Genomic DNA, 16,812 nt, shown 5'->3' with positions numbered 1-16,812 from the left:
ATAAAAAAATGGATGCTAAAGGCATAAAACAACTTATAGATAAATTAAATGGCCATACTGCTACTGCACTTGAATCAGCTGCAGGTTTTGCCAGTAGCCGCAGTCACTTTGAAGTACTTCCAGAGCATTTGCTTATTAAATTAATGGAAGAGGGCAGTAATGGTGATCTTGAGCACATTTTTCATTTTTTTAATGTTAATCAAGATGCTGTTTGGCATGAGTTACTAGACTTTTTAAATAGGCAGCCTGCGGGTAACCAAAGTAAGCCTACATTTTCGCGTCGTTTATATGAATGGCTAGAGCGCGCATGGTTAAGTGCAAATGTTCAGCATAAGAGTGATTTTATAACGGGTGCTGCTCTAGTTGACTCTTTAACTGAATTGTTACCTTACAGCCCAGTGCTTCAGCTACCAGCACTGCTTGATAAAATTGACTCACGCTTTTTAGCCGAAAACTTGGACAAAATATGTCAGCAATCGTCTGAGCGTTTAAACCCTGCAGCTAAATCACAATCAGCCAATAAATCAGAAAACTCAAACGACAGTGCTGCACTGGATGAATATTGCGAAGATTTAACGGCTAAAGCAGAACAAGGAAAAATAGATCCTGTACTGGGCCGTAATGACGAAATTAGAATGATGGTAGATGTGTTATGCCGCCGCAGAAAAAACAACCCTATTTTGGTAGGTGATCCAGGTGTTGGTAAAACTGCGGTTGTAGAAGGGTTTGCACAACGCATTGTTGATGGCCAAGTACCACAAGACCTACAAGGTGTTCGCCTTTTAGTGCTTGATATGGGGTTACTACAAGCAGGAGCGGGTGTTAAAGGCGAATTTGAACGCCGCTTAAAAGCCGTGATTGATGAAGTAAAAAACTCCTCAACGCCAATCATTATGTTTATTGATGAAGCACATACGCTTATAGGTGCTGGTGGCGATGCAGGCATGAGTGACGCTGCAAACTTATTAAAACCGGCGCTTGCTCGTGGTGAGCTCAGAACTGTAGCTGCAACAACGTGGAGCGAGTATAAAAAATACTTTGAACGTGATGCTGCATTAGAACGTCGTTTTCAGCTTATTAAAGTTGATGAGCCTACAGAGCAAGCGGCTCAGCTTATGCTTGCAGGCTTAAAAGACAAATACCAGCAGCATCATAATATTCAAATAACCGATGATGCTATTGAAGCGGCTGTGGTTTTATCTTCGCGTTATATAACAGGGCGCTATTTACCAGATAAAGCCATTGATGTACTTGATACTGCTGCGGCGCGTGTGCGTATGTCGTTTGCGACAGACCCTGCAGCAATAGAAGCAGAACGTGAACACATAAATTATTTAGAAACCAGAATAAATAGCCTAAATATAGAGTTAGGCCAAGGCTTGGCGGTAGATCAAGATAAACTAACGCACCTAGTAGAAGAGTTAGTTAATGCCCAAAGTAAATTAGCTGAGTTGACACACTCGCGCGAATCGCAAATATCAACCTTAAGCCAAATTAACGAAATAAAACAAGCAAGCGATAAAGACCTTGATAGCGAATCGTTATTAATGCTTCGCCAGTCACTCAAAGAGCAAAATACGCAAGACAATGGTTTATTTAGTGAAGTAGATGCCGATGCCGTTGCGCAAATTATTTCACAGTGGACCGGCGTGCCAGTAGGAGCAATGGTTAAAGATCAAATTAGTAATTTGATTAATTTAGAAGCCACCATAGGCCAAGAAGTAATAGGTCAGCAGGCGGGGATTGCAAAAATTGCGCAAACGCTCAGAGTAAGTAAAGCAGGTGTAAGCAACGATGAAGGTCCGCTTGGCGTATTTTTACTAGCGGGTCCATCGGGCGTAGGTAAAACAGAAACAGCGCGTTGTTTAGCCAAACAGTTATTTGGTGGAGACAAATTTTTAACCACAATAAACATGAGTGAATACCAAGAGTCACATACTGTGTCGCAGCTTAAAGGTTCACCACCAGGGTATGTAGGTTACGGCGAAGGCGGTGTGTTAACCGAAGCCGTAAGACAGCGCCCGTACTCTGTTATTTTGCTCGATGAAGTAGAAAAAGCGCATAAAGACGTGATGAATATGTTTTACCAAGTGTTTGAGCGTGGCAGCATGCGCGATGGTGAAGGGCGCGAAATAGACTTTAAAAACACCGTTATTATCATGACATCCAACTTAGGATCTGCTGAGCTAATTGACGCCTGCACACCACCTACGGTAATAGACTTAAGTCCAAAAGAGGACGACGAAGAGTCGCAACAAACTGAGCACGAAGCGGCAATTAACGAAGCCCTCAATCCAGCGCAAGCGCCCATTAACGAAGACGGAACACCTTGGTCAGTGCCTACTATTGGCGCGCTTACGGATTTAATAAAACCTCAATTACTTGCTTTTTTTGCACCCGCTTTATTAGCCCGAATGCAGGTTATTCCTTACTTAGCACTCGACTCTGATGCATTACAGTCAATTGTTAGCTTAAAACTCGAAGCCATCGCTAATCGTTTACACGAAAACCATAAAATGCAGTTACGTGTAGATGCCAGTGTGCTTGAAAAGCTAACCACTCAATGCACGCTTTCTGACAGCGGTGCACGTATGGTCAATGCGGTCATTGAACAGCAAATACTGCCAGGGATAGCCAAATCAATTTTAGAATTTATGGCAGAAGAAGACATGCCAGACATTTTAACGTTAGCTGTTGATGAGCAAGACGAAATTACAGCAACATTTGCCGATAATGCGTAAATAAAAGGACAAAAAAATGGGATTCATGGACGTATTTAACGAATTAAAAGCCAGCTCAAGTCATTTTAGTGTTGCAATACAAGGCATGCCCGACGGCATGGTATATGTAACCGACTTTGAGTCTAAAAACGATCGTTTATGTGAAGACTATGAATTTAAAATCCAAGTTTTGAGCCCAGAGCATTTAACGTCTGATATGTTAATAGGAAAAGACGTATCGCTTTCTATGGTGTGGTCGATGACTGACCGCACTATATCAGGATTAATTAGCGGGTTTATAGCTCATGGACAAAGTCACCAAGGGTATCATTATACCTTGGTCATGAACTCCCATTTAACGCTACTTAAACATCAGCACTCTAACCGTGTATTTACTGCCATGGATGCAGGTAAAATAATTAGCAGTGTGTTTAAAAAAGCAGGGTTTCCTACTCAAAAATTAAGTGTTCAGGCAAGTTCGAGTTCGCTTGATATGACCGTTCAATACAACGAAACAGATTATGAGTTTGTAACCCGATTAATGCGTAAATACGGCTTTGTGTATAGCTTTATTGAGCAAACAGGCGGTGACTGTACGCTGCATATATGTAATGACTCTAAAGATATTGCGCAAAAATTTGATGAGGTTAATTTAAGTTACATTCCGCCTTCGGGGCAAGTTAGAACAAGTGAATCAATATTTGCGATAAGCAGGCAAGCACAATTGTTTCCACAAAGTACACACTTAAACGACTACAACTACCAAGCACCAGGAAATTTACAAGTATCGCAAAATAATAGTGCATCGGTAACAGGGTTTGGTGAAGACAGCCATTATGGCGACAACTATGCGCAATCAGGAGATGGGCAAACACTTGCAACTATTAGGCAGCAGGCGTTTGATTGCCAGCGCGAGCAAATAATAGTTGATACCGATTGCAGAGCTTTACGCCCTGGCATGCGCTTAAATATTTATGACCACCCAGAGCACGATGGGCAATACTTAGTAACACGTGTTGAGCATAAAGGCAGCCAAAATGCAGCCGTTGAATATGGCTCTAATGTTAAAGGCCTAACGTATAAAAACCAAGCGTACTTAATTAGTGTTGACCAAGTGTACAAAGCTCCATTAATTCCCGCCAGACGAGTATTTGCAACCTTTAACGCATTAATTGAACAAGAAATAGATGACAAAGGTAATTACGTTGTAAAGCTGCCTTTTAACCAAGATGGCGAAGGGCAAGAAAGCCGATCAACACGCTTAATGCAACCGTATGGAGGCAGTGGCCATGGTATGCATTTTCCGTTAACACAGGGCACAGAAGTACTCGTTTGTGGAGAAAATGGCGATTTAGACAGACCCATTATTTTGGGGGCACTTTATAATCAAAATGCGCCTAACCCAGTAACAAGCCAAAACCCAACAGAAAACAAACTGGTGACCAAAGCGGGGCACAGTTTTGTAATGGACGACAAAAAAGGCGAAGAAAAAATAAGCCTTGCCAATAAAAATAATAAAAATCAGTTACTGCTTGATGCAACAAACGGTGCACATCAAGCAACGCTTAAGTCGGTTGACGGTGACGTAAAAATTTCGGCAAAAGAAAACCTGCAATTTGTAGCTGAGAATGACGCTAATTTTACTGTGGCAAATAACTTTACTACCCGTGTTGAAAACAACCTGCAAATTCAAACGCGTGAAGGTGATATTACCGTCACCTCAGCAGCCGATTTAAGTTTAAAGTCGACGGCCAATACGCGCATTGAAGCAACCGACGGCAGTTTAGAATTAAAAGCAGCACAAGAGCTTAAAGTGCAAGCCCAGCAAGACGTAAGTGTTTACTCTGTTGACGGAAACCTTGAACTTCAAGCGCCACAGGGCGATTTAGAGCTTAATAGTGGCAATAACATTACTATAAAAGCCAATGGTCAGGGCTCTATTCAATTAAGCCAAGGCGGAGCAAGTATTGAAATAGATGCAGCGGGCAACTTAACGATTGATGCCACTAATATAACGCTGAGCGCCACTAATATAGCTATTAAAGGCAGTGCAATTAGTAACAACTAAGTTAAAGGAGTAATTTAATGAGTGCACAAGTTAAAAGTATTTTTAATGATCAGCAAATACTTGCGTTAGTGAACCGTGTTGACCGTTTAGGAAAGGTTAAAGCCGTTTTGATTAACAATGTAGCCCATGAAATTATCGCGCAGGCTGCACACATAACACCATGTAAAACTAACGACACCGTATTACTCACTCATACCTCACAAGGGTTTGTAGTAACGGCCGTATTAGCAAGTGAAGACCAAGCCCCTGCTGCACTAATAAAAAACAGCGAAGGGCACATCACAATTGAAGCGCAGCAAAGCATAACGCTGCAAACGGCTAAGGGCCTTATAGAAATATTTGCTGACGGTACTATTGTGCTCGAAGGGCAAGATATATCGGCAAACAGCGAGCAAGACCTAACCTTGGCTGGTTGGCCAATTAGGCTTAACTAAGGCTATGTTTGCACAGGTCACCAAAGTTAAACAGCACAAACAACGTTTAACCACATTACTAAAACATAAACAAAAATTGCAACAGCAAGGGGTGTATTCGCTTGTGCGTTTAAACGTGATTGAGAGCCAATTACTTAACCACTTATACACATTAAGTGACTTAAAAAGTGAAGCGCCAACAGATTACTTTTCGGGCAAAAACCTTTCTGAGGTTAGCACACTAACGCTCGATGAATTTATTCAACTTGCGCTTAATAATGCAGAACACAGCGATATTTACACTCTACTTATACAAACGCTTAATTTTGAACACACGTGCAATAGCGACGAAACGTTTGACGAGTTAAAGTCGATAGAAAACTTGGGCTACTACACCTTATTAAAGTATTTAATAAGCTACTGGCAAATAAGTGAAAACAAAGCACTGCGCAATAGCCTTATAAGTGAAAAAGAAGTTCTTGATGAAAGCATAACGACCTTACTTTTTTCCCAGTCGTTGGGGGAGGCAGAGCAAAACAGCGCCATGCTGCACCCCAATTTTAACATTGCGTATGCCGCTTTAGTTAATGCGTATTGCACTAAAGCTGACTATGTATCAGACATGCTATTTAAAGTATTTGCAAAAACGAGTGATGACTCACACAAAGCTAAGCTACTTGCATTAGCTGGCTTTACTAACGATCCCCGCTGGGACGAACCGTGTTTTTTATTTTGTAAAGCCAACCCAGACCAATGTGAATATGTATTAAGCCACTTTGTTTATAAGCGGGCACTGCCTCTTTTTATTAATTTAATGGCGCAAGGCGTAACCCAAAAGCCAGCCTACGCTGCATGGCTAACCATTACCAATCGTGAGCTTGCAAAAGCAGACAAAATGTCAGCAGTAAATACGGGTATCGCCCCTCAAAGCGGCTTAAATTTAGACGATGCAGAACACGCAAGGCAAGCTTTTGCGCTCACCCCAGGAGAGCAGTTACTCAATGGCATAAGCTTTACAAGCAGCAATGCCACTCAGCAGTTAAAAGGCCTGGGTGGAACAGTGGTACAACGTGTTTTAGCTACACATTATGAGCCCCAACAAGCGTGCGCTTTATATCATTTATTACTGAGTGCTAATCAATGGCAGCAAATTGTAAAGGAGACTACAAATGCTTAATAATTTCTCTCCTTGGCAGGCTAGCTTTTTTGATGGCTGGTTGCACGACCGCACACAGGCTAAAGTAGTGCTTGTTAAACAAAACTTTGAGTTTGACGAGCAAGGTAATGTCACACCAATCAATCCGGGTGAGGAAATAATATTAGCAGATGATTATTACAACGAGCCCGCTAACTCATCACTCAGAGAAGTAAACGAACAGGTTGCATTTAAAACGGGTTTTGAAGTGTATGGCAACTTTACAGCCTATCCGCCCAAAGCAAAACAAGCCCGCGTAATAGAGGTGGAACTTGCCCTTTATGAACACACAACCCCCCTGTTTAATAAACGTTTACGTGTTACAGGCACGCGCTTTTGGAAACGCTCATTGTTAGGGCCCGTTGCCACAGACCCACTCATAATTAAACCAACGCCTGTTGATTACAGCCATGCATTTGGTGGCAAAAACCTCAATGACGATACCGACTACTTACTAGAAAACCCATTAGGCAGCGGTTATAAACTAAAAAATAAACACGCGGTAGGGCAGCAATTACCGTGTATTGAATATGCAACAGCGCTTTTACGTAAGCCAAGCCATACAACACCGGTTGCCAGTTTTTCGGCCATTCCATCGCATTGGTCACCCCGGGTAGAACTTATACCAGAAATAGATCAAAAAGCACTTATGGCGGGTAACTACCCATTTAAAACGCAGCTTAACGAATTTTTTAATAACACCGCACCGATAGATCAGCGGGTAAATAAAAAATTTACACAAGGCTGGGCTTTTACATTATCGGGTTTGTATCCACTGCAAGAATATGGCCAGCAACAGCGAGTAAACCTTCCTTTTGAAGAGCCCATAGTACAAATTGTGAATACACTTAATAGGCATACATTGGCCATGCACTGCGACACACTGGTTATTGACTCAGACTCACAGCAGTTTTCTTTACTATGGCGAGGGCATATTGATGCAATAAATGTTGCAGAAAATAGCCAAATAATTGTGGCAAAAAAGGAAAGCAACAATGACGTTTGATGTACTTTGCCACATAAATGCAACGGGATCCGCTGCCAGCAGCTTGTACACAGCGGTTGCAAACCAAATGCTGTTTTCTAAACCAAGCAAAGCGCTAATACGGTGCGACATAAGTTTAGACGCACCTTACATAATGGTCGAAATAGATGAACTAGCTCAGTTAGACAGGCAAACTAAATGCCTACTTTTATTAAGCCAATTACTCGAACATATTGATATACCCACGCTTAGGCAAACGTCGCGCATTAGCCAAATTGTGTTTGTACTCCCTCAAGACGAACTAGGCAACCCTGTTATCGATAACGACACACTTGCTGAACTACTGTCTGAAATGATTTTGCAGCAAGTGCCCGACTTTGACCAAACTACAACGCTTGATTTAAAAAGCATAGCGCCCGATACGCTCATAATTGCAGTCGATTCGTGTGTAAGCTACCAATATGTAAGTAACCAGGCCAAAAATAACGCGGTGCAAGTATTAAACGGTCCGCCTGGTATTATAAATGGTGAAGGTGGATACGCATTACTAACTCATTTACAAGGCAGCCTTAGCGCACAATTTTATAGTGGTGAAATAAACGAGCAGCTCAACCAAGCACAGGCTTGCGTTAATAATACTTACCTATTTGCAGGTAAAGACTCGTTAGCATGGCAAAAAAAATGGTTTGCCAATACACAAACACTCTATAGCCCAGAAGACGAGCTAATAGAACTTGCCAATTTAAATAACACGATTGGCTATCAAGGTGTTGCAAACGACCCTGCAGGGCTTGCCCTCGCAAATAGCTATTTAAATAACCCACTAAATAAAGGGTTACAGCATGTTTTTTATTATTTAATTCACCCAGTGATCAATTAATAAAAATTTCAAGGAGTGAAACTTAATGCCCTACATTAATGCAATGGCAGGTAAACAAACAGGCACTGTGCAATACGATATTGACGCGCTCACAGCCGATGTACGTAGCGGTGGCTCTGTAACATGGCGACACAACAATCCTACTTTATTAGGGTTAAATAACAGCGCCCGAAGTAATGGCGCGTTAGGAAAAGCAAATGGCATAGCCATATTTGAAGACCGAGCCAGCGGCGACGCCGCATTTTTAGCCGAAATTGGCCGCCCCAAATACCGCGAAAAAACACTCGGTGAAATGGTTAATACCTTCATACCCGACTACATAATTCCACCCCCGCAATGGGATAGCCAAAAAAACGAGCCCATATTGCCGTGGAATGAGTCGCAAACCAATATGGATGTTAATAAACCCATTACCAATGCCCAAGCATTTTTAGATTTAGTATCAAGCCACCTAGGTTGGGAAGCCGGCACTCAAGCGCAATTAATTAAAGATTCGCAAGCGCAAGCCGCGCAAGTAGCCACGGTGTCTGGTCAAAATGTATTAATTAATGGCCGAACGGCAGTACACACAGACAGCGGCGGAAAGTTAACCACTATTGATGTGTGTTTAACCACCGTGGGCACAAGTGTTATTCCTATTCCCTACCCAAACAAAGCGCAAACAAGCGACATTTCAAGCGTAGCAAGCTCAGTAAAAATAAATGGCAATGGCGCGGGTAATATAAAAAGTTACTTTTCGCAAAGTAGCGGGGATTCACCCGGCGATAAAAAGGGTATTGCAAGCGGTACAAACGACGGCAAAGCCGAGTTTATATTAGGCTCATTTAATGTGCTGATTGAAGGCAAGCCCGCAGTACGCCAAGGCGACTTAATGATATCAAACGCTAAAAATACCCCACCTATGCCACTAGCGCAATCAGGTGGCGCATCACCACGAGGGTTAAGTGTGCAAGTGAGGGATTTAGGCGCAGAAAGCGAAGACCCAGCAGAGGCTGTTTACAACGTGAATGCACCATCCAGCTCTGAATTATTAGGGCAAGGTCATTTTGAAGTGTCGCAAGGCGGGCAGAAATCTTCACGCATGTTAAATCAAGGAGAATAATGTGACGGTACAATATGTTCATAAGCCTAAAATTGCTGATGATACGCAACAGTGTGCGCTTGATTTAAAAATGCCAACTTTAGGCGGTGAAGTCTGTGTGATCCCATATGGTCAAGCCGCGACTCAAAAGCAATCTGCCCCTAAACAAATGGTAGAGTTGCCAGATTTAGTGGCGGTCGACTTATTGGTGTTTAAGGATCCAAGCCTTGATAAAAGTAAAGCAGGTAATGCTGAATTTATTCCAATGTTTAAAGGAAAAGATAAACTGGGAGAAAATGAAGCCATTGGCTATTTTTATATATTTATAAATGGATTTTTATGGCGTGAAGTAGCAGCTTTACCACAAGGTGCATTAAGTGAGGTTGATTTAAGGCTATATCACGACAAAAACTTTCGCTCGTTTAATACCGCTAATGCATTTGAGTTAGTCATTCCTACTAGAGCTATTGGTTTATTATCTACAAGTACAAGTGCTGATGTGCCCGATTTACAAATTGCTTTTTCGAGAGTGCAATGGTCATGGGATTATATAAACAAAATGGGCGGCATGTGGCCAAGCGATACTCGCTTTGATAAAACCCCTCAGTTATCAAAATGTGAAAACATAAATCAAGCAACGGATAATCGTGCGGCGCGGATGCAATCTATCGACCTAACGAGTGCCCCAAGCTGGGCAAGTATAGAGAATATGGGGGCACCAAATAGTAAGCCGTGTATTTATGTTCATGACTTAGTGGGTATTGCGCAGTCACAAAAATTGGATGCTGACTATGAGCTACACTTGCTCAAAGAACATCAAGCTATTTTGCAGCGTAACCCATTTTACAAATCAGCAATGCTTGCCCATCAGTTGTTTTTAAATGAAAAGCTATGGGAAACCAAGCTCACAACCCCTCCTACAGGAAGGCAAGTTGAATACCCAACATTGGTATTAAAAGATGAGCAAAGTGAACAAGCCCGTGATGCTGGTCGACATTTATCACCCGACGAGCTAGAAAAATACTTAGTTGGTTTAAATCCTGATTGGATCATTGAGCGCTTAGATAATTACATTGTCGCACGTAAACATTTACAAGGCTTACACGAGTCGAAATGCAGTCAATCAGATCAACCTTTTAGTAATATATGTTCGGGTAATCTGGTTCAAGCCCCCCCCAGCTGGCAAGCCGTAATGTGTGACTTTTCCACGTTATCACCTTGCGGGTATCCGTTTGCATTTGAGCTTTGCCATGAGCAATTAGCAAGCTTAATGTTACCTAACACACTCATACCTGCATTTATACCCGCGTTAACTAATGACACTGAAAAACAGCGGCTATCAAGCGAATTAAATGAGTTATTCAATAACGGTAAAGCTTATAACGAAGGATTAGTGGGGGATGACAGCTCTTGGCTCAATGTACAGTTTTGCCCAAATGATGACTTATACGGGCAAAACTTAAGTGCAGCCACCGCAGATGAAGATAAAATAGGCCAAGAGTTAGGGGCTTTTGATCCACGAAAGCTGCAACAAGAGGTAAAAAATGCTGAGCTAAAACAACCAGGGATACCGGCACTTTTTGTAGAGTCTCGATTGCTCTCGGTTATTGAAAAAATCCTCTCAGAAACACTCATGTATTGGGAGCGAATTTTTAAAGAACGAGCATTTGCAGGGCGTGAGGAACGCTTATTTTATGCTCGAGTAGGCTCATTGGCTAAAAGCTTTGACGTATCGCCACTGCACGATATTCAACTTCATGATATGGACGCCGTACCCAATGATAGAATGATCATAAGTATGAGCTTTGTACGTCACCCACTTATTGAAAAAATAAAATCAACGAAAGGACGAGCTGCGCTTAAAAATGCATTAGCCAGTATCGCCAAAGGCAAACCCGTTAATAATAACCAGTTGATCACCATTGCCCGTGAGCTCCACATGGACATAAACCCCGAAGGTGCGGCTCAATTTAAAACGCAAAGTGGTCAGCCTTATATGCTCAAGCAAGTACGCGCAGAAATATTGCAAATGCTCAACGAGGTCAATGATATTCAAGGTACGTTTAAAACGGTTTCAGGTGCTGCAGGCAAAGTATTAACCGCTCCCGCAAGAGATACCCCAGCCAGTATTGTCTATGAGCATAACCGCGACCTAGCCCCCGCAGTGGCAGCCAGAATGGTCTCACCAAATAACTTTGGTAAAATGTGGTTTGAAGCAAAGCGAGGATCATCCATTGCATTACTCGCTTTAACAGGCATAACCGCCTATTACATCTACGCAGAATATGAAAAAGAGTTTGCAGGTAAGGGCGATCTATACCAATTTGGAAAGCATATTGCCGTTATAGGCGGAGTGATAGCTGCTGTTGGCTCTGTGTGGGAGAATTACTCATCAACAGCAGGAAATAGCGCTTTAACAAAAGCAAGGCTGACAGGTGAAGCCAGGCAGTTATCTAAGCTATTGGGTAAACTCGTTAAGTTTACTTATTTAAGAAGCTTTGGTGGCGCTATGGGTATATTGATGTCTGGCGTGCAAATGGCCGATGCGGTCGAAATGTGGAATAAGCATGACCGAGATGCCGCAACCGTTAATATGATAGCCGGTATGATGGGCATGACCTCGGCTATTTATGGTGCCATATTCGCAAGCATGGGCCCTATTGGCTGGGGGCTATTTTTAGGCAGTATTGTACTGTCTATTTTGGCGGTAAGCTTAATGGATACTGAGGCTGAAAAGTGGTGTAAGTTTGGGCCATTTGCAAAAAATAAAAAAGGTATATGGCAGGGTGAACGCGATGCTGAGTATAATGATTTTTCAAACCCCGAGGCTTATCATAAATTTATTATGGCAGTGCTGTTTTCGCCCAAAGCGGACTATACCGAAGTTGCTAAAAATCAATACACCATAGAGGTGAGCATTCCTAACTTTATTAAAGGGGAGTCAGAGCTCGCACTTAAATTTGGTTTCAAACTAAAGGATGTATTAGCGCCATATAATGTTGAGAGTAAGCATTATAGTTATACAGGTGTTACAGGCACAAAAGAATACCAACCAGTGCATGATGAAAAAGGGCAGCTTATTAAAGCGCTATACACAATTAACATTGCCTTTGCTAACCCAAATCACGTACTCCAAATAGATAAAGTAAGGCCGTTCCCAGAGCTAAGGTATGATAAAAACCTCACATTACCGCTTGATTTTTCTGCCATAGCAAAACCAATCGCCAACCCAAGCTATCCAAATCCGTGGATATTATAAAAGGAATTCTATGAGTATATTAAAATACTTAGGTGGTACTTTACCTCGAAAAACAATATTTAATCAATTTTTTGAAGAAGACACGGACTCCGAGCTACACAATAGCTTCAATGGTTTGTGCTTCCTTAAAAGCTGGCTATATAAAGATAAGCTTGGGATAAAAAGTCAACCTCATCGTTTTCAAAGTCATTCATGTGGTAATGACCCAATGCGAGCTTTGATATTTGGCCCTATGTTTTTGGGGTTTGTTGGGAGTTCGTTTTTAGGCATATTCACTTTATGGTGGCTACCATTTGGTTCAGACAATTACCCTCTATGGTTTTTATACTTAGTACTAGGTGGGAACTTATTTTTTTTAAACTTGCAACCAATTTGGAGTAAACTTCTCCCATCAAAGCTAGCCTATTTTGACCGCCAAACAGGTAAAGTCGGTTACACCTTTAATATTCCTGGTTGTGACGAGCGCGATGAATTTGGTAATTGCTGCTTTGCTTGGCAAGATATGAAGTGTGTATTGGTAAACCAAAGCACCGACCAAGGGGGCTCTCGCGCCTTTTTCCCGGTGATATCGCACAAAGACAGAGATAAATACCCAGATACCAAAATGACCATAGTGGTCACTGAACTTGCACAAAACCCTATCTATTGTTTGTTGTTTTGGGAGCGCTTAGTGCGCTTTATGGATAACACCAAGCCATTACCTGACATTCCAGAATACGAAGGCTACAGGCACCTTGACCCAATTACCGCTGAGTTTGATAAACACAACAATCGACCAGAAGTGTATTGGCGTGATATGAGCTTTAAACAACAAACCGAAATATATGATGAGCTATATGCTGAGGCATACAAAATAGACTGGTATAACGATGCCCCCCAGCCCGAAATCACCCAGCCGTGGCAACGCTGGACAGCCGAACCAGAGCGTAAAGAAACACTTAATTGGAAATACAAAGCCAAGCGGTTATTTATGCAATTAACCTGTGGAATTCCTTAGGCACTTTTTACTTTGAGGGAGCTTTCATGGAATAGAAAAACAAGTAACGCAGTGGTAAGGCAAAAATAATAGCTTAAATAAAGGCTTATATTAAAGGTGTTGCCTGTCTTTATATATTTGAATGTATTGTAAAAATATTCATTAAACAAACCGCTAGAATGTTTTATTACACAATTTAGACAATTCACTATATTAGTGAAAAATTTTATTTAAGGAGGTAAGTACTACAAACAACAAGCTTAGTTACAATTTTTTTAAAGGAGTCAGTTAAAATGGAAAATAATATGGAAAGTAATAACATGGAAAGTAATAAAATGCGTATTGATTTTGATGCGCTTCCAGCAGTGTTTACCATTAAAGGGTTTACAGCTATCTATAATGCAAATGTGAAGTCAAACCCAAAAGAAAAATTCTGGCTGATACTTGCTATTGTGTTTGGATGTATCTTTATAGCCTCTTTCTTTACTATTATGGTCGGACCCGACCACTTGTATATTCAAGGTGATATGAGCTTATCTGAGTTTTGGCAATTATATCCAGGGCCAATCGCATCAGTTAGTTTTGTACTAGGATGCGGTTGTATACAAATAGGGTCTCAACTTTCAACAAATTGGAAGTCGTATTTTAACGATAGTATAGATGTTTATGTAGATTCTAAAATTATTGATGCCACTGGTTACGAAGTCGTAATACTTGAAAATGACCATTTTATTATTGCTAAAGACTCAGATGAATTAAATAGTTACATAAACCAGTTAAGTAGTCAGCTTCAAGGAGTAGATTGAAATGATACGAGTTTTAGTAATATGCACGGTCGCATTATTTTTCGCAGGCTGCAGTAAATATGATGTGATAACAGTAGAAAAACAAAACCGCTATGAGCAGGATTTAACTAGTTTTCAAGAGGGTTTATTTAATTACCTGAGTTCAAAAGGTATAAACAAAGACATACATGTTGTAGATGAAGGTCAGTTAATAAAGATTAAGCTTTTAGTTGAAAATGAAAAAATATTAGTGATGAGACATACAAAATCATTAAGCACTATTTAAACCAAGTTAATAAACAAGGAAAGATCAGCATAAAGTTCACTAACCTAAAAATGGCCAATGAAGAGCTAATCTCGTTTAGTAAGAAAAAACCTACTATACATACTATGTTTAAAGGCGCACCAAGGCCATTACTGTATTCGAGTAGATATGGAAGTGGTGCTACTTGCAGCATAAAACTAGTGCTTGATGAAGTTCTACCGTCTATAGAGGTTGATGACGTAGTAGCCAAATCGGATGCAGCGACTGAATCTAGCAAATTACTTCAGCTTATGGGAATGAACTTTAAAGCGCCTGTTGTACCTTACATGATAAGGACTGCTGCCGGTAAAAAGATCCCATTTGAAAAGGATGTATACGAACTTAAAAGGGAAAAAATGCTAAGAATGAATGGTAAAGATATATATCAAAGTTCACTTGAGATAGTGATAGGGCAGTTACAAGGGGTCATAACTGAAAGGCAGTATCAGTTTGGATCAAGCAGTAACCTCGAAAGCTCTCAAGGGACAGACCCTAAAAACTTTGAACGCTGTTTAGGCTTAGTGGATAGTCTCAATGAAGAGCAAATAAGCTTTATTCGAATGAGGCCCTCTTCAGTCCAAATTATCGCAGATAGTATAAGTTTAGAAAAGTATGTAAATAATTAACCCTGAAAGAGAGTGTTCAATAATATGTGCCATTTCATTAAACGAATTAAGTAGGAATGGCACATGAATAAATATTTCGAAGTTGATTAAAACATGTGTTTAATAGCGATGGCTCTTTAACAATAAGAAAAGGAATTTAAACTTAGTCGTTATTCATCACCTAAGTTTATTGTTACTCTAGGGTTGAGAAATGGTGAAATGCAAAGCATGGATAATAAAGGAATAGAATATGCTTGAGCAGTATGCTGAAACAGCTTACATGGGTAAGCAAGATGCAAAATTTAGAGATGAAATAGCGACTGACGAGCGTGACTCTATGTATTGCCGCTATCAAAGTAAGCAAGCGCTATTTCCAAGAGGAAGCGTTTTGGGGCACTGCTTTGACAGTTCTCAAACCTTATTTTACAAGGATAATTTAAATGGAAGTGCCGAAGATTGCAGATCACTTTTCGAAATAGATAAAAAGCTAAAACTGGCAATGAATACTATTCCTGCTAATTTTATTGATTTTATAATTTCTTCTTGGGTTGTACTGCACTTTATTAATTTGTGGTTTATTATTTTTATCCCTTCAGTGGCATTTGCTTTAGGTGCAACCACTCTTGCTCTTGATTTTTTATTGGTTCTAGTGGTTATTTGGGTTATCTCAAAAGTAATGAGCTTGATGGTGCTACCATTTTTTCGTTCCAAATATAATTTTACCGTCAATTTTAATCGCTTAAATGGAATAGTTGAAGTTCCTAGTTCAAATGCGAAAGATTTTGAAGTTGCACCATTTGAAAAATTCAATGCCCACTATAAAGTACAGAACAATCCTAAAAGTGGTTATCCTTATCGTGGCTTTTCATTGCTGCACTATAAATATAGTATGAGGTATGCAAAAACGTATGCAAATCAAATTACTCCAGCATTAATCCATTGGGAATTATTACAAAACTTTATGGATGTAACAAAACCTCTGGCTGATATCCCACAATTTGAGTATTACCGAGAGTTTGATAAAACCACGGCTGAATTTGATAGAGCCAATGGCCGCCCTAAGTACTTTTGGTATCGTGTTGATAAGTCATTTTTAAAAGAAATGTCTAAAGCGGATGATGAGTTGAGAAAAGAATTTAATGATGAAGAGCAGCTCAATAACTTATTGACGGGTAAACCTATTAAAAAGCTAACGCCACCGGATATATTTAAATTCCCATGGAAATATGCAGATAATATAAAAGCTGAAAGTGAAATTAAGTTTGGTAAAACGTTGTGGCAAAAATTTACTTCATTTTTAATGATTGATTTGTAGCTAAACAAAGAAATAAATAGGATTTAACCCAAGCAGTAAATAACTGCTTGGGTAGAAAAGGATATTGATGTCAATTTCATATAAATTTGCAAAACTAAATTCAAGAGTGATAGAAAATTCGCAAAATTTTAAAAATTATTTTTCAAAAAAGAGGTTTAATAAATTCACTGGTTTGATGGGGGGTCAAATAGTTAAAATTTTAGTCTTAAAGGATGAAGAAAGAAGT

At 40.4% G+C, this 16,812-nt stretch carries 13 protein-coding genes; all 13 read left to right on the top strand.

Features of this window, described 5'->3' with window-relative positions:
- Positions 1 to 8 precede the first annotated feature (8 nt).
- The 13 genes from tssH (at position 9) to P20480_RS18995 (ending at position 16,586) form a co-directional block, all read left to right on the top strand.
- Positions 9 to 2,741 (top strand): type VI secretion system ATPase TssH, encoded by a 2,733-nt coding sequence (gene tssH, locus P20480_RS08510; RefSeq protein ID WP_006792579.1) that lies wholly within the window; start codon positions 9 to 11, stop codon positions 2,739 to 2,741.
- A 25-nt stretch (positions 2,742 to 2,766) separates the two neighbouring features.
- Complete coding sequence (locus tag P20480_RS08515; RefSeq protein WP_033025485.1) at positions 2,767 to 4,788, top strand: type VI secretion system Vgr family protein; 2,022 nt, start codon at positions 2,767 to 2,769, stop codon at positions 4,786 to 4,788.
- 17 nt (positions 4,789 to 4,805) lie between these two features.
- Positions 4,806 to 5,222: a hypothetical protein gene (locus P20480_RS08520; protein WP_008129934.1), complete on the top strand. Its 417-nt coding sequence runs from the start codon at positions 4,806 to 4,808 to the stop codon at positions 5,220 to 5,222.
- Positions 5,223 to 5,226: 4 nt separating this feature from the next.
- Positions 5,227 to 6,378: a hypothetical protein gene (locus P20480_RS08525; RefSeq protein WP_008129932.1), complete on the top strand. Its 1,152-nt coding sequence runs from the start codon at positions 5,227 to 5,229 to the stop codon at positions 6,376 to 6,378.
- Positions 6,371 to 7,402: a DUF2169 family type VI secretion system accessory protein gene (locus tag P20480_RS08530; RefSeq protein ID WP_008129930.1), complete on the top strand. Its 1,032-nt coding sequence runs from the start codon at positions 6,371 to 6,373 to the stop codon at positions 7,400 to 7,402. The genes P20480_RS08525 and P20480_RS08530 overlap by 8 nt, the downstream gene beginning before the upstream one ends.
- Complete coding sequence (locus P20480_RS08535) at positions 7,392 to 8,261, top strand: hypothetical protein (protein WP_008129928.1); 870 nt, start codon at positions 7,392 to 7,394, stop codon at positions 8,259 to 8,261. Before P20480_RS08530 ends, P20480_RS08535 begins: the two co-directional genes overlap by 11 nt.
- A 25-nt stretch (positions 8,262 to 8,286) precedes the next feature.
- On the top strand, positions 8,287 to 9,363 hold the full coding sequence (locus tag P20480_RS08540; RefSeq protein ID WP_008129926.1) for a DUF4150 domain-containing protein: 1,077 nt from the start codon (positions 8,287 to 8,289) through the stop codon (positions 9,361 to 9,363).
- Between the two features lies 1 nt (position 9,364).
- Entirely contained in the window at positions 9,365 to 12,601 is a 3,237-nt protein-coding gene (locus P20480_RS08545) for a hypothetical protein (protein ID WP_008129925.1), read from the top strand.
- Between the two features lie 10 nt (positions 12,602 to 12,611).
- Complete coding sequence (locus P20480_RS08550) at positions 12,612 to 13,598, top strand: hypothetical protein (protein ID WP_008129922.1); 987 nt, start codon at positions 12,612 to 12,614, stop codon at positions 13,596 to 13,598.
- 272 nt (positions 13,599 to 13,870) lie between these two features.
- A complete protein-coding gene (locus P20480_RS08555) occupies positions 13,871 to 14,383 on the top strand; it encodes a hypothetical protein (protein ID WP_008129920.1) in 513 nt (170 codons plus the stop codon).
- Position 14,384: 1 nt separating this feature from the next.
- Positions 14,385 to 14,648 carry a hypothetical protein gene (locus P20480_RS08560; RefSeq protein WP_008129919.1) on the top strand — a complete coding sequence of 88 codons (264 nt, stop codon included), beginning with the start codon at positions 14,385 to 14,387 and terminating at the stop codon, positions 14,646 to 14,648.
- Between the two features lie 104 nt (positions 14,649 to 14,752).
- The gene (locus tag P20480_RS08565; RefSeq protein ID WP_138922288.1) at positions 14,753 to 15,292 is read left to right on the top strand and encodes a hypothetical protein; all 540 of its coding nucleotides are present in this window, start codon (positions 14,753 to 14,755) and stop codon (positions 15,290 to 15,292) included.
- 229 nt (positions 15,293 to 15,521) lie between these two features.
- A complete protein-coding gene (locus tag P20480_RS18995; RefSeq protein WP_008129914.1) occupies positions 15,522 to 16,586 on the top strand; it encodes a hypothetical protein in 1,065 nt (354 codons plus the stop codon).
- Positions 16,587 to 16,812: the final 226 nt, after the last annotated feature.

The sequence above is a fragment of the Pseudoalteromonas sp. BSi20480 genome (assembly GCF_000241365.1).
GTDB classification, from domain to species: domain Bacteria; phylum Pseudomonadota; class Gammaproteobacteria; order Enterobacterales; family Alteromonadaceae; genus Pseudoalteromonas; species Pseudoalteromonas marina.
The sequence above is the reverse complement of the archived record's forward strand: the minus strand, read 5'-3'. Positions and strand labels throughout refer to the sequence as shown.

Excerpts from the sequence above, each read along its gene's own strand:
- P20480_RS18995 (WP_008129914.1), top strand. The coding sequence starts at position 15,522 with ATGCTTGAGCAGTATGCTGAAACAGCTTACATGGGTAAGCAAGATGCA.
- P20480_RS08560 (WP_008129919.1), top strand. The coding sequence starts at position 14,385 with ATGATACGAGTTTTAGTAATATGCACGGTCGCATTATTTTTCGCAGGC.
- tssH (WP_006792579.1), top strand. The coding sequence starts at position 9 with ATGGATGCTAAAGGCATAAAACAACTTATAGATAAATTAAATGGCCAT.
- P20480_RS08565 (WP_138922288.1), top strand. The coding sequence starts at position 14,753 with ATGTTTAAAGGCGCACCAAGGCCATTACTGTATTCGAGTAGATATGGA.
- P20480_RS08550 (WP_008129922.1), top strand. The coding sequence starts at position 12,612 with ATGAGTATATTAAAATACTTAGGTGGTACTTTACCTCGAAAAACAATA.
- P20480_RS08555 (WP_008129920.1), top strand. The coding sequence starts at position 13,871 with ATGGAAAATAATATGGAAAGTAATAACATGGAAAGTAATAAAATGCGT.
- P20480_RS08535 (WP_008129928.1), top strand. The coding sequence starts at position 7,392 with ATGACGTTTGATGTACTTTGCCACATAAATGCAACGGGATCCGCTGCC.
- P20480_RS08520 (WP_008129934.1), top strand. The coding sequence starts at position 4,806 with ATGAGTGCACAAGTTAAAAGTATTTTTAATGATCAGCAAATACTTGCG.
- P20480_RS08525 (WP_008129932.1), top strand. The coding sequence starts at position 5,227 with ATGTTTGCACAGGTCACCAAAGTTAAACAGCACAAACAACGTTTAACC.
- P20480_RS08530 (WP_008129930.1), top strand. The coding sequence starts at position 6,371 with ATGCTTAATAATTTCTCTCCTTGGCAGGCTAGCTTTTTTGATGGCTGG.
- P20480_RS08540 (WP_008129926.1), top strand. The coding sequence starts at position 8,287 with ATGCCCTACATTAATGCAATGGCAGGTAAACAAACAGGCACTGTGCAA.
- P20480_RS08515 (WP_033025485.1), top strand. The coding sequence starts at position 2,767 with ATGGACGTATTTAACGAATTAAAAGCCAGCTCAAGTCATTTTAGTGTT.